At 47.0% G+C, this 13,587-nt stretch carries 11 protein-coding genes; 6 read left to right on the forward strand and 5 right to left on the reverse strand.

Annotated features, from left to right (window positions below; genetic code table 11):
• Positions 1–275 precede the first annotated feature (275 nt).
• From FTT64_RS12895 to FTT64_RS12905, 3 genes are all read right to left on the reverse strand, one after another.
• Positions 276–1,049 (reverse strand): glucose 1-dehydrogenase, encoded by a 774-nt coding sequence (locus FTT64_RS12895; RefSeq protein ID WP_163172773.1) that lies wholly within the window; start codon positions 1,047–1,049, stop codon positions 276–278.
• Positions 1,050–1,146: 97 nt separating this feature from the next.
• A complete protein-coding gene (locus FTT64_RS12900; protein WP_171457096.1) occupies positions 1,147–2,352 on the reverse strand; it encodes a S9 family peptidase in 1,206 nt (401 codons plus the stop codon).
• A gap of 325 nt (positions 2,353–2,677) precedes the next feature.
• On the reverse strand, positions 2,678–3,487 hold the full coding sequence (locus FTT64_RS12905; RefSeq protein WP_016659852.1) for an inner membrane protein YpjD: 810 nt from the start codon (positions 3,485–3,487) through the stop codon (positions 2,678–2,680).
• A gap of 138 nt (positions 3,488–3,625) precedes the next feature.
• On the opposite strand from FTT64_RS12905, the gene ffh reads away from it, so the two are divergent.
• Both ffh and FTT64_RS12915 read left to right on the forward strand, forming a co-directional pair.
• The gene (gene ffh / locus FTT64_RS12910; protein WP_005175901.1) at positions 3,626–5,035 is read left to right on the forward strand and encodes a signal recognition particle protein; all 1,410 of its coding nucleotides are present in this window, start codon (positions 3,626–3,628) and stop codon (positions 5,033–5,035) included.
• Positions 5,036–5,206: 171 nt separating this feature from the next.
• Entirely contained in the window at positions 5,207–5,773 is a 567-nt protein-coding gene (locus FTT64_RS12915; protein ID WP_005175903.1) for an alpha/beta hydrolase, read from the forward strand.
• Here the strand turns inward: FTT64_RS12915 and FTT64_RS12920 are convergent.
• Together FTT64_RS12920 and FTT64_RS12925 are read right to left on the reverse strand one after the other, a co-directional pair.
• Complete coding sequence (locus FTT64_RS12920; RefSeq protein WP_016659855.1) at positions 5,760–6,518, reverse strand: type III pantothenate kinase; 759 nt, start codon at positions 6,516–6,518, stop codon at positions 5,760–5,762. The genes FTT64_RS12915 and FTT64_RS12920 overlap by 14 nt on opposite strands.
• Before the next feature lie 9 nt (positions 6,519–6,527).
• A complete protein-coding gene (locus FTT64_RS12925; protein WP_168396981.1) occupies positions 6,528–7,286 on the reverse strand; it encodes a biotin--[acetyl-CoA-carboxylase] ligase in 759 nt (252 codons plus the stop codon).
• 29 nt (positions 7,287–7,315) lie between these two features.
• Here FTT64_RS12925 and FTT64_RS12930 point away from each other — a divergent pair, with 29 nt between their 5' ends.
• The 4 genes from FTT64_RS12930 to FTT64_RS12945 all read left to right on the forward strand — a co-directional run bounded on the left by FTT64_RS12930 (position 7,316) and on the right by FTT64_RS12945 (position 13,519).
• Positions 7,316–8,125 (forward strand): sulfite exporter TauE/SafE family protein, encoded by an 810-nt coding sequence (locus FTT64_RS12930; RefSeq protein WP_075167580.1) that lies wholly within the window; start codon positions 7,316–7,318, stop codon positions 8,123–8,125.
• A 148-nt stretch (positions 8,126–8,273) separates the two neighbouring features.
• Entirely contained in the window at positions 8,274–8,969 is a 696-nt protein-coding gene (locus FTT64_RS12935) for a GntR family transcriptional regulator (protein WP_005175922.1), read from the forward strand.
• 10 nt (positions 8,970–8,979) lie between these two features.
• Positions 8,980–12,432 (forward strand): chromosome segregation protein SMC, encoded by a 3,453-nt coding sequence (gene smc, locus FTT64_RS12940; protein WP_127798729.1) that lies wholly within the window; start codon positions 8,980–8,982, stop codon positions 12,430–12,432.
• 1 nt (position 12,433) lies between these two features.
• Complete coding sequence (locus tag FTT64_RS12945) at positions 12,434–13,519, forward strand: cell division protein ZipA C-terminal FtsZ-binding domain-containing protein (RefSeq protein ID WP_168396982.1); 1,086 nt, start codon at positions 12,434–12,436, stop codon at positions 13,517–13,519.
• The last annotated feature ends 68 nt before the right edge of the window (positions 13,520–13,587 follow it).

Consider the following 13,587-nt stretch of genomic DNA (forward strand, 5'->3'; position numbering starts at 1 on the left):
AATCGTTTAAGTTCTTTATCCGACATAGACACCAACATATCAAACCGTCCGCTAAGAAAATTGCAAAAGTGCATATTCTAAAAGCGGACATTTTTACTTTGGAGAAACCGGACATTTCTACTTTGGGTTTACATTTATATTTCGTATAATCGCCATTATGTTAAATGGGGGGGATTGAGACCTGTGTAGCAACTTTAAGCCAGTTGCTATGCATCCAAATACAGATTGCACCTCATATTCAATTTATAAGAATTTTAGGTTTTAGACAGCACTCTTTAATCAAGTGTTTGTACACCACCACCATTTACAAATAAGGTTTGTCCAGAAACCCATGATGAAATAGGTGAGGCAAAGAATAACACAGCTCTCGCGATATCTTCGGGTTCACCTAATCGTTGTAATGGTGTGTGAGAAAGCATTGTTTTTTCAATCTCAGGCTTCAGTACTTTTTCTAGTGCTGCGGTACGAATCGCTCCAGGACCTACAGCATTAATACGTATATTTGGACCAAAATCATGTGCCAAATTAGCGACCATATGGTTTAAAGCAGCTTTTGATGATGCATATCCACTCATAGCAGGGCTTTTGTTAATTGAACTCATAGAGCTGATATTTATGATTGAGCCATCACCCGCTTTATTCATATGCGGTGCGACGAGTTGACACAATCGCCAAGCAGCAAACACATTAAGCTGAAAATCACGTTCTATAGTATCTACGGTAATTTGATCAGGAGATTCACGGCCACCGCCACCTCCTCCAGCATTGTTCACTAAGATGTGAATGTGACCAAAAGTTTCGATTGTTTTATTCACTGCATTGACCAATTGATCATCTTGCAGAATATCGCATGCAACATATTCTATGTTGCGTCCAGTTAGCTTCTTGATCTCTTCAGCTGTATGTTTAGCTGCTTCTAAATTTAAATCGGCAATCATAACGTCCGAGCCTGCTTGTGCAAGAATGAGAGCGCTGGCTTTCCCAATACCTGCTGCACCGCCTGTTACAAGTGCTATTTTATTCGTCAGTGATAATAAACTTGGTGGCATCATTTTGATTTATTTCCATTTGTATATTAAAACTCGAAATATTTAATTTTTATACTGCGTAGCTTTATTTTGAGTTCAAAATCCTAAATCTACCGTATCATTTTGAATTGCAGGTATTTACAGTTTTCCCTTGTTCAACTGAATTGATAAAGCTTCCAATCAGCAATTCACTTTGTCTTAAAGAGTCACGATGATCTCCATTCTTGACCGGGTGAAAGGCAATAGGTTTTTGATTCTTACATACTTGCTGATAGTAAGCATAAGTACCACGGTAATCTACAAGCTGATCTTTATCACCTTGTACAATTAAAAGCGGCACAGTAGGTGTCATATTCTCAATAGACTGTTTTTTTAAATAATTTGTCAAAGGTGTCAAATTTACATTCGGTTTAAAGACTGTTTTAGGTGCTGCTTTTAGATCAGATTGTAATTCTGACAAACAGCGATTACGTGCATAATTAAGAATTTCCCCCATCTCTGAACTAACTAAATTTGCTGGAGCTAGGCTAGGATCTGCTGCTTCTGCTCCCAGAAGTACGACTGGGAAAAATGCGGCAACACTTGTTTCAATTTGAGAATGGGTTGCTACGTATTCAGCGATTCCTTGGTATTGATAGCCACCCGGTGCGAGTGCAATTGCCCCACGCAAATTAAATTCAGGTGCATCTTTCTGACCGTCCGCTGCAACCTTCAGAGATGCTGCACCGCCTTGACTATGCCCCATTACATACCAGTTTTTACTAAATTTATAAGGCTTTAAAAGGTGGGTCGCCCGTACGGCATCAACGACAGTGTGCAACTGACTTTGTGCATTCATATATGGATGTCCACCTGGAGTACCTAAACCCTGATAATCAGGTGCGACGACTGCATATCCGCGGGCAAGCCAGGCATTTAGTGCTTTCGCAGCAATTTGTTGATAGACATGGACTGGGCCGCCGACATAATCTCCAGAAGGCGCACAAGTATCTGCTACACCAGTTGTACCATGAGCCCAAGCAAGAACAGGCCATCCCCCTTTGGGTACTTTACCTTTAGGCAGTAAGAGATATCCTGAAGTCACAATTGGTTCAGACTGTACTCCGCGACTACGGTAAGTGATTAAGAACCGCTGTGAAGCATTGGTAAATAGATCAATACTCTCTTCTTGTATGGATAAGATTGTTCCTGGCATTTTGCTAGAGATATTAGATGTTTGGACTTTGCCATTATTGAGAATGACAGGAGAGGCTATTGCATATGTTGAATTTAAGCATAGACAGCTTACGACCAATTTTAGAATGGGATGTTTAATTTTCATCACTGGCACCATCTTTCTTTTTTATAATCTCATTTTTAATGTATCAGCTTTATCTAGTTTTTTAAACAAAGTCTTAAAAATTCGGTATGAGCCTAAGTTTTTAGAGTAATGGCTGAAGGCTTCTACAAAGATTATAAAATTTTTCTAAAATTAACATAATACACGTTATACGAAATACTATTTTTTATTCCATATAAATCATAACCTTATCGTATGGTAAAAAGCTCAGGCACGGATACTTGGGCTTTGTTAATAATTTAACATGTTCCACGCTTATTATTTAATCACTGTTCCACGCTTTTAATGTGGCAAACTGAACAAAAGCATCTTACTTGCCCAAAATCATCTGTAACACAAACTTGGAACCAATAAAGCCAAGCGCCAGCAAGAAGAAGCCAATAATGGTAAAGCGAATGGCTTTCTGGCCACGCCAGCCAAATTTATAACGGCCCAACAGCAGCGCGCCATAGATAAACCAGGAAATAATACTAAAGGCAGTCTTATGCGCTAAGTGCTGGGCAAAGAAGTTATCAATGGTTAGGAAACCAAAACCCAATGCCAGCGTCAGCAGGATAAAGCCGGCAATCAGCATATCAAACAGCAGCTCTTCCATGGCTTGAAACGGTGGCAGCAAATTCACCCAAATCCGGCGTTTCTGTTTGTTTTTCAGCTCCCGGTTCTGAAACCAGAGCAAGACCGCATGAATGGTGGCCATCAGCAAGACCGCATAGGCCGATAACGACAGTAGGATATGAATATCCAGACCTAAAGAATTGTTTTCGACAAACAGGTTTAAACCGCTAAAGGAATGCCCCAGAATCAGGCCGGTTGCGGCCACTGGAATCCCAATCAGGTTTAGCGCAATCACCGGCCGGTAAGTACTAAACAGCACACTTAATAACAGCATTAAGCCTGAGGTAAAGGACATCAGGTTAAACACGTTATAGTTAATGCCCATCGGCAGCAGCATGTCGTTATACAGCACAGCGGCGTGCAAACATAAACCCAAGCCCAGCACAATACCAATAAACCAATGGTTTGGAGCACGCTTGGACATTAAATGCATAAATAAATACCAGAACGAAGTGGTATAAGCGATTAATGCCAGAATCGTGTAAACCAAGGGGAGACTGCTCATGTCAAACCTTTTTCAGGATGATGAATATTCATTTATATAAATTCGATGCGAACTACAGTATCCTATAGCATCTTATGCATAAATTTTCTATTTTAAGAAACATTTTTTTGCTGATGGCTATTTTAAGCGGATTTTGCAATGTTTGATACCTTAACAGAACGACTCACGCAGAGTTTAAGAAATGTTACTGGCTCAGGGCAGCTAACCGAAGACAATATTAAAGATACGTTACGTGAAGTACGTATGGCACTTCTTGAAGCCGATGTGGCGTTACCTGTAACTCGTGAATTCATCGCGAAAGTTAAGGAAGAGGCATTAGGTCAGGAAGTGATGACACAGTTATCACCGGGTCAGGCATTCGTTAAAATCGTTTATGACGAATTAACCAAAATGATGGGCGAGGCCAACGAGAGCCTTGACCTTGCAGCAAAACCACCAGTGGTGGTGCTTCTGGCCGGTTTGCAGGGTGCGGGTAAAACCACCACGGCAGCCAAGCTGGCACGTTTCTTACAGGAACGTCAAAAGAAAAAAGTGGCGATGGTGTCTGCCGACGTTTATCGTCCAGCGGCAATTAAACAGCTGCAAACAGTGGCCGGGGATGTCGGTGCGATTTTCCTGGAATCGAATGCCAATGAACGCCCGATTGATATTGCCAATCGTGCCATTGAGCAGGCAAAAATCCAGTTTGCCGATGTGTTAATTGTCGATACCGCCGGTCGTCTGCATGTCGATGATGACATGATGGACGAAATTAAAGCGCTGCATGCAGCGATTAACCCGACTGAAACCCTGTTCGTGGTTGATGCCATGACCGGTCAGGATGCGGCCAATACTGCCAAAGCCTTTAATGATGCCTTGCCATTAACCGGTGTCATTCTCACCAAAACGGATGGTGATGCGCGTGGTGGTGCGGCGCTGTCGGTGCGTGCCATTACTGGCAAGCCAATCAAATTCCTGGGGATGGGTGAAAAACTCGATGCCCTCGAGCCATTCCATCCGGAACGTGTGGCACAGCGTATTCTGGGCATGGGTGATGTGCTTTCTCTGGTCGAAGAAGTTGAACGCAAAATCGACAAAGAAAAAGCCGAAAAAATGGCGAAAAAACTGCAAAAAGGCGGCAGCTTCAACTTTGAAGACATGCTGATGCAGTTTGAGCAAATGAATAAAATGGGCGGTATGATGGGCTTCCTGGACAAGCTGCCGGGCATGAGTAACTCTGGTATTCAGGATGCGATTGCACAGGCGAACCCAGAGAAGCAGGTGAAAAAGATGGAAGCCATCATCCAGTCGATGACCGTCAAAGAACGCCGTAATCCGGACCTGATGAACCCAAGCCGTAAAAAACGTATTGCGGCCGGTTGTGGTATGGATGTGTCTGAAGTCAATAAACTGATTAAACAGCATGCGCAAATGGCCAAAATGATGAAGAAATTTGCCAATCCATCAGGTATGGCAAAAATGATGAAATCATTGGGCAATCTGCAAAAGCAGTTTGGCGGTGGTGGCGGTATGGGTCCGCTGTTCGGTGGTAAAGAACCGAAAAAATAAGGGATTCAAAACAACAAGGCGCCGGGTGCGCCTTTTTGTTGCTCTCCATTTTTAAGTCATTCAAGCGAACGTGCTGCGGTGATCTTTAAGAAAACCCAACAGACGCTTACCCGAAAGCCGCGCTGTTTCGGGCACACTGATGTGCATCAGGAACGAACAGCGAGCACAACAATGGCACAAATTTATGTGGTACATGGCTATACCGCCAGTCCGGATGAAAACTGGTTTCCCTGGATTCAGGAATATGCCGACCAGCAAAAAGCCAGTCTGAAAGTGTTAAGACTCGATCCATCGCCAACGCCAACTCTGGAAGTGTGGAAGCGGCAAATGGATGAGCAGATCGATGAGATTGACGAAAATACCATTTTCATTGCCCATAGTCTGGGCTGTATTGCCACTTTGCACTTTCTGACCAAGAAACTGAAAACCCAGAAAATTAAACAGGTGGTGCTGGTGGCCGGCTTTAATGGCCGTTTGGGCCGGCTGGACGAGGTCAATCCTTTTATTGATGCCTGTAAAATTGATTTTGACTTGCTAAAACGCCAGATTGCGCATCGGGTGGTGATTTACTCAGCTGGCGATGACCGGGTGCTGCCAAAATTTAGTCTGGAGCAGGCGCGCAGTCTGGATGCCAAAGCCATTGAGGCACAGCATCAAGGCCATTTTATTGACTCTCAAGGCTGTACCGAACTGGTGGAAGTCTGGCAGGCGATACTGCCTCATATTATTGTGGAATAAGCGGTGTGGACTCATTGGCCGTGGAATAATGCTGGATATAGCGCTGCAAACCTTTCAGCAATAAGTCCTGCTCCACTAGTGGTTGGTAATGTTGCAGGAATTTGGCAAACAGCGGCGCATCACCCCCAGTCAGCACCAGTTGCCGCGGGGATTGCTGCATGACATATTCAATACTGCTGAGCAGTCCCAGTAAAATACCATGATGCACAGCATCCAAGGTATTGGTGCCGGGGCTTAGGTCATCAAAGGCTGCTTCCGGAATCCGAATGCCTTTGGTGTGCTGGATTAACGAATCACGCTGCAAATATAGGTTGGGCAGAATATAACCCCCCAGATGCTGATGGCCTTGAGTCAGATCAATGGTCAGCGCGGTGCCGCAGCTAATCACGCATAAATCTTTATCGGCTTCAGCTACGGCCAGTACCTGCAGCCAGCGGTCAATCCCCAGCTGCTGAATATCATAGCCGCAGCTCAGGCCGGCATATTCGGCCTGTACCCGTGCAAAAATCACCGGAATATTCAGGAATTTTAAAATCTGCTGAATCCGTTCATTATTTTTCTGGTCCTGCACCGAAGATACCCCGACATGGGTCAGGTTCAGGCTTTTAAAATGCTGGATCAGGCCCAGCAGTAAATCGGCCGGAGATTGCAGATGCAGTTCAGCGGCATGTTCTACAATCTGCTGATGTTCGGTAATCCAGTATTTGAGCCGGGTATTGCCAATATCTAACCATAAATTTTTCATGTGCTGCGCTCACTGTCCCGACATTTGCGGGCGTAAACGGCCCTGATAAAACACTTCAACGCCAGAGGCAGTTTCAATCTGAATTGCGCCATCATCCTGAATGCCTAAAAACAACCCCTGGGCCACACCGCCATGATGTTCAAATTCTACCGGCTGTTGCTGAAAAGCGGCATGATGATTAAAACGTGAAGCCAGTTGATAGCTGTTATGGTTAAACCATTCTTGTGCCTGCTGAATGGCCAGATACAGCTCGGCAATCAGCTGAATTCGGGAAATATCATTTAGGCCCAATTCGGCCAGGGAAGTGGCGTGCTGATCAATCTGCTCGGCCGGAATTGGCGCCAGATTAATCCCCACCCCGACAATGACCTGCTGGGTCGACAGGGGCTCAATCAGAATACCGCCCCATTTGCCTTGCGGGCTATATAAATCATTCGGCCACTTCACCTGCAGGTTCAGCTGGCGCAGGCTTGGCATCTGCAAAATATTTAAGGCAATTTCCAGGGCTAAACGGCCATCTACGGGTGTTCGTAAATTTAGCAATGTGCTTAAATAGACGTTTCCTTCTGGGGACACCCATTGCCGTTGGCGTTGTCCTCTGCCTTGTGTTTGTCGGGCGCTACAGACCAGAACGCTCTGTAATCCTTTTTGAGCAATCTCGCGTACATCATCATTGGTTGATGTAGTCACAGGTTTTAAAATGAGGACTTCAGGAAGCTGTCCGGCTTCGCTGAGCTGTTGTTGTAACTGTCGAGTCTCTACATCCATATGAATCTGAGAATAGTGGAATATAATTTATGGAGTTAATCATATATTTACTGATTGGCGCAATTGCCGGATTTGCTGCGGGTCTGTTCGGGGTGGGCGGTGGCTTAATTATTGTGCCAATTTTGTACATTGTATTTACCCAGCTGAATTATGATCCTAGCGTGATTATGCATATGGCGGTCGGGACTTCACTGGCGACCATTATCGTAACTTCGATCAGTTCGGTCACGGCGCACCATAAAAAAGGTGCGGTGATGTGGAATGTGTTTCGCAATTTGGCGCCCGGCCTAATTCTGGGTGCATTTTTTGGCGCCGGGATTGCCGATTTAATGTCGGGGCAGGGCTTGCAGCTGGTAATTGGTTTCTTTGCGGTGTGGGTGGCCTATCGCATGTTCCGTGGTTCAAATACCCCGGTTGATCCTTCACGTCAGTTGCCTTCAACCGGTGCGCAAATGCTGGCTGGCGGCGGAATTGGGATTGCCTCGGCCATTTTCGGGATTGGCGGCGGTAGCTTAACCGTACCGTTCCTGAACCGTTGTGGTGTGGTGATGCAAAAAGCAGTTGCCACTTCGGCGGCCTGCGGTTTGCCGATTGCTATTGCTGGTGCATTAGGTTTTGTCTGGTTTGGCCAGCAGTCTGAGGTGAGCGTGCCGAATACCTGGGGCTATGTACATTTATATGCCTTTATTGGCATTAGCGTGATGAGCTTTATTACCGCCAAGCTTGGCGCAAAAGTTGCACATATTTTGTCACCGGCCATGCTAAAAAAATGTTTTTCAGGTTTGTTGACCACCGTCGGTCTGTATTTTATTTACCAGGGCTTTAGCGCTTATTTTTAAGCGCTTGATGGTGTGGTTGAAAATTGGCTATAGCGACAGAAAATTGTCGGACAATGTCATGGAAATTTGGTCGCTAAGCCAGTAAAAAAGACAATAAGAAAGACCCGCTGCAACTGCGCGCATGGTATAAAAATAACACAGGAACAGTATGCAACAACAAGAAACAGACAGTCTATCTGAACAGATTGCAAAACATATCGGCGAGCAGATTATTAGTGGCGAGCTGGTAGAGGGCGAGCGCATTCAGGAACTGCGTATTGCCAAAGAGCTGGATGTCAGTCGCGGTTCGGTGCGTGAGGCACTGCTGCTGTTGGAACGTACCCATCTAATTGAAATTTTTCCGCGGCGCGGCGCGATTGTGTCGGAAATGTCGGCCCAGCAGGTGCGCGCCCTGTTTGATACCTGCAGCTTGCTGCTGGGGCAGATAGTACAGCGCATTGCAGAAACCTGGCGTCATCATGAAATTGAGCAGCTGCAAAAGCTGATGGAGCAGATTGAGGCCGAATACCGGCAGGGTCATACCGAAAAATTTTATGACCTAATTTTCCAAACCCTGGCCCAGCAGCAGGATATGGTGGCCAATCTGTACCTGATGAAATTCTATCAAGAGTTGCTGCCGTCGTTACGGCGCAGCTATTTTTTAACCCTGAATACGTCACGTCGGGAGTTACAGGAATCGTTTGATCTATTTAAACTGGTAATTGATGCAATTTTAATCCGAAAATCACAACAAGCCTCTTTATTTATGGATGATTTTTGTCGACACTTGCGCAATCTGGTGTTGGAATCTCTGACCCGTATGAAACAAATTGAACTGGCCTGGGCACGCCGCTCACGCCGTTGATCGGGACATTATGCGTTTAAGCAGCTTAAAACTTTCCGGCTTTAAATCTTTTGCCGATAGTACCACCTTACATTTTAAAGCCAACCGGACGGCCGTGGTCGGCCCCAATGGCTGTGGCAAGTCCAATGTGATTGATGCCATTCGCTGGGTCATGGGTGAATCCAGCGCGCGTCAGCTGCGTGGCGGCAGCATGCAGGATGTGATTTTTACCGGGACCGCCAAACGTAAACCGGTGGGCATGGCCAGTGTCGAACTGCGCTTTGACAATACCTATGGCAAGCTGGGTGGCGCGTATAACGCCTATACCGAACTGGCGGTGCGTCGTCAGGTCAACCGCGATGGCAAGTCGGAATATTTTTTAAATGGCACCAAATGCCGGCGCCGTGATATTACCGATATTTTCCTCGGCACCGGTTTAGGGCCGCGCTCCTATGCCATTATCGAACAGGGCATGATTAACCGTCTGGTCGATGCCAAACCGGAAGAAATGCGGGTATTTATTGAAGAAGCGGCCGGGGTATCGCGTTATCAGGCCCGTCGCCGTGAAACTATGCTGCATCTGGATCATACCAGCCAGAATTTATCGCGGCTGGAAGATATTGCCAGTGAACTGAAAGGCCAGCTCAAAACCCTAAAACGCCAGTCGGAAACTGCGCTGCAGTACAAGACTTTAGAAAGCCAGATTCGCAGCATTAAAATTGAAATTTTATCGTTCCAGTGCGAGCAGAGCAGTCGTTTGCAGCAGGAATATACTGTGCAGATGACCGAACTGGGCGAACAGTTCAAGCTGACCCGTTCCGAGCTAAGCACGCTGGAACATGATTTGGGCAATACCAGTGAGCTGTTCCAGCGTCTGATTCAGCAATCGACACCATTACAGAATGAATGGCAGCAGGCTGAAAAGAAACTGGCTGAGCTGAAAATGACCCTGGAGCAGAAACAGTCGCTGGTCCAGCAAAACAGCAGTACGCTGGCTCAGTTGCAGGAACAGAAAGCCCAGACCAAAGAACGTCTGCAGCTGATTGATCTGCAGCTAGAAACAGTACTCAGCCAGCAGGAACAGTATACCGAGCAGCTGCAACAGGCCGAGCAAAGCACGCAAGAGCAGGCACAGGCTGTGCAGCAGCTCAAAGCCCAGCAGCAACAGGTGCAGCAGCAGTTTGAGCAGATTAAGGCGCAGGTGGAAAAACAGCAGCAGCAAAAACTGCAAATGCTGGCCCAGAGCGAACAGTTGCTAAAAAATATCAGCCGGATTGAACAGCAAAAAGACACCTTGCAGCAGCAGAGCAGCTCGCTGCAAAGTCAGGCCCAGCAAGATGAAATCGAACAGCTGAACCAGGACAAAGCTCAGTTAAGCCAGCAGCTGGCCGAACTGGAGCAGCAGATTCAGGCGCAACAGCAGCAGCTGCAACAGGCACACAGCCTGCTGAATCAGCATAAAAATAGCAGTACTGAACTGAAATCGGAAATTCAGGTGCTCCAGGCCGAGCAGAAAAACCTGAATCAGCTACTGATTAAAAACAGCCCCAAACAGCAGTTACAGCACACCGCCTTAATGCAGGTGCTAACCCTGAACGATGCTGCCAAACCGCATGCGGCATTAATTGAGAAGTTTCTGGCCAAATGGCTGAATGCGCAAATGCTTGATGCAGATGACAACTTTCAGGACAGTCTGGCGCGTCAGTTAAAACCTGCTGCCCAGCACGCACCGATTCAGCTGGCAAATTTAAGCTGTCTGGCGGACTGGATTGAATCGCCATCTTCTTCTTTATGGCAACAGGTGGCACTGGCTGATGATTTAGCGCAGGCGCTGCAATTACAGCCAAAGTTACAGGCTGGGCAGAGCATTCTAACCCTAGATGGCTATCAGGTCGGGCCGGACTGGGTCATTGGTTTACTGTTTGATGAAGCCTCACTATCGGCGCAAGGCGCTTTAAGCCATCGCATCCGTCTGGAAGAGATTGATGGGCTACTGAGCCAGAAACAGGCCGAGTTACAGCAGGCCGAACAGGACTTTAACATCAGCCAACAGCAGTGCCAGCAGTTGCAGCAACAGCTTACTGAACAACATACGCAGTTGAAACAGCAGCAGCAGGCATTGCAGGCACTGGATCTGCAGATTGCCAAAATCCAGAGCGCCGCGCAGGCCTTTGCCGTGCAGAAGCAGCAATTACAGCATCAGCTGCAGCAACTGGAGGAGCAGCTGGAAGAAGATGCCATGCAAAAAGATGATCTGGAAATTGATCTGCATGCACTGAGTCTCAAGCTGGAACAGGCGCTGCCAAACTATAAAACCCTGCAATTCCAGCTGGAAGAATTAACGGCACAACTGGAGCAGGCGCAGCAGCTATATCAGCAACAGCAACAGGAACTGGAACTGTTAAGACGCCAGTCGGTGCAGGCCACACAGCAGCTGGAACTGCTGGAAAAAGATGGTGGTTTTTTAAAGACCCAGCATCAGCAGATTGCAGCACAAATGGAGCAGGCGAAAAAGTTTGTCGATCCGGTGCAGCTGGAATTGCCGGCACTAGCCAGCCAGTTTGCCGAGCAGCAGCAGCAGACGGAAAAACTGCAACAGACCTGGAATGAATGGCAGCTGGAACTGAACCAGATTCAGAGCAAACAGCAGCAGCTGACCGAGCAGCGCCATCAACAGCAGCAGCAGGATGAAAAACTGCGTAGCCAGCTGGAAGAAAAACGTCTGGCTTGGCAAGCGGCCAAATCTGACTTGCAGCATTATTCCGAACAGCTGAAAGCCTTAAACAGCGAGCTGATTCCGGGGCTGAACATTGATGTAACGGCCCATCAGCAGCAGCTAGAAAAAGCCCAGGCGCAGTTTGATAAATTGGGTGCGGTGAATCTGGCGGCTTCAGAAGAATATGAAGAAGTTTCAGCCCGTTATGCCGAACTGAGCCATCAGATTGAAGATCTGGAAAAAACCGTGGCCCAGTTACAGGCGGCCATGAAAAGTATTGATCAGGAAACGCGCAAGCTGTTTATGACCACCTTTGACCAGATTAATACCGAACTGCAGGCGCTGTTTCCCAAAGTGTTTAATGGTGGTGAAGCCAGTTTAAGTCTTGAAGATGACTGGCAATCGGGTGTAAAACTAATGGCAAGACCACCGGGTAAACGCAACAGCTCACTGGCGCTGTTGTCGGGTGGAGAAAAAGCACTGACCGCACTGGCACTGGTCTTTGCCATTTTCCGTTTAAATCCGGCACCGTTTTGTGTGCTGGATGAAGTCGATGCACCGCTGGATGATGCCAATGTCGGACGTTTCTGTAACCTGGTCCAGGAACTGTCCGAACAGGTGCAATTTATATATATCACACATAACAAGCTGGCAATGACGATGGCAACCGATTTATTAGGTGTTACTATGCCTGAACCGGGAACATCAAAATTAGTCAGCGTAAATCTAGAAGATGCTACAGAATACGGTCTAGTCGCGGAGGCATAACATGGAAATCACCACAATCATTGGGATTATTATCGCGCTCATTATTATGGGTTTCGGTTTAAGAATGATCCTGAAAAAACCGGCCGATGCAGCACCTTCGCTGGACTCCGAGCTGCAGGTCAATGCCGATAGCCAGCAGCCGATCATTCCGCGTCATGTCCGTCATCAGTTGCAGACTGAGCCGGCCCAGCGCGTAGAACCGACGTTAGGCGATGCCGATCTTGCCACAGCCGAGCCAAACAGCAAAATTGAGCCACAGGCCATGACTGAAACGCAGCTGACTGAGCCGAGCGAAACAGCGCAGGTGAAAACCGAAGCACAGGCCGCGACATCTGTAGATGCTGAACCTGCAGCCAAGACTGAGGTAGAAGCAAAGGCAGAAAATCTGGCAGAACAGGCCTCAATCGAAACTGCCCAAACTGAATCCGCTGCAGCTGCCGCGACTGCTGTAGCCCATGCTGCTGAATCTGCACCTGAATCAGCATTGACTGAACAGACTCAAGCTGGGGTAGATACCGAAAAAACGGAAACTGTGCCAGCTGAATTTAGCCTCAACAGCCAGATTGAGAAAGCCGATATTCGTGAATTTGAAGAAGAAAGCAGTATTCTGGATGCGCATCTGCATGAACAGCAACTGGTAGATGATGAAAGCGCTTTGGCCACTGCAGAATCATTTATTGCCCTGAATATTTTCCCGGAACGCCGGATTTTATCGGGGGAGAAAACCCTGAAAGTGCTGCTTAAATATGGTCTGCGCTTTGGTGAAATGTCCTGCTTCCACCGTTATAACGAAGATGGTTCCAAACTGCTGTTCTCAGTGCTGCAAATTACCGACAACGGCGCCGACGGTTTTGATCTGGAAACCCTGTCGAATGAACAGGTCAAAGGTCTGGCCTTTTTCTTGGCCCTGCCACATAGCGATGTGCAAAATGCCTTTGATACCATGATCAGCATTTCCGGTCTGATTGCCCGTGAAATTGATGGCACCGTGTATGACCAGAACCATCTGGAATTAACACCGCAATTACGCGAACACTGGCGTCATCAGGCGATTGATTATCGCGCAGGTCAGGCTTCGCTGGCATAACAGAATTGAAACCACAGCCTCCGGTTTCTATAATACGGCCAAGCGACAAATTTTTTTAAGGGCGGGAT

The sequence above is a fragment of the Acinetobacter sp. Q186-3 genome (assembly GCF_013420655.1).
In the GTDB taxonomy this organism is placed as follows: Bacteria; Pseudomonadota; Gammaproteobacteria; order Pseudomonadales; family Moraxellaceae; genus Acinetobacter; species Acinetobacter indicus.

Coding starts and splice junctions, on each gene's coding strand:
- FTT64_RS12895 (WP_163172773.1), bottom strand. CDS start 1,049: ATGCCACCAAGTTTATTATCACTGACGAATAAAATAGCACTTGTAACA.
- FTT64_RS12905 (WP_016659852.1), bottom strand. CDS start 3,487: ATGAGCAGTCTCCCCTTGGTTTACACGATTCTGGCATTAATCGCTTAT.
- ffh (WP_005175901.1), top strand. CDS start 3,626: ATGTTTGATACCTTAACAGAACGACTCACGCAGAGTTTAAGAAATGTT.
- FTT64_RS12915 (WP_005175903.1), top strand. CDS start 5,207: ATGGCACAAATTTATGTGGTACATGGCTATACCGCCAGTCCGGATGAA.
- FTT64_RS12920 (WP_016659855.1), bottom strand. CDS start 6,518: ATGAAAAATTTATGGTTAGATATTGGCAATACCCGGCTCAAATACTGG.
- FTT64_RS12925 (WP_168396981.1), bottom strand. CDS start 7,286: ATGGATGTAGAGACTCGACAGTTACAACAACAGCTCAGCGAAGCCGGA.
- FTT64_RS12930 (WP_075167580.1), top strand. CDS start 7,316: ATGGAGTTAATCATATATTTACTGATTGGCGCAATTGCCGGATTTGCT.
- FTT64_RS12935 (WP_005175922.1), top strand. CDS start 8,274: ATGCAACAACAAGAAACAGACAGTCTATCTGAACAGATTGCAAAACAT.
- smc (WP_127798729.1), top strand. CDS start 8,980: ATGCGTTTAAGCAGCTTAAAACTTTCCGGCTTTAAATCTTTTGCCGAT.
- FTT64_RS12945 (WP_168396982.1), top strand. CDS start 12,434: ATGGAAATCACCACAATCATTGGGATTATTATCGCGCTCATTATTATG.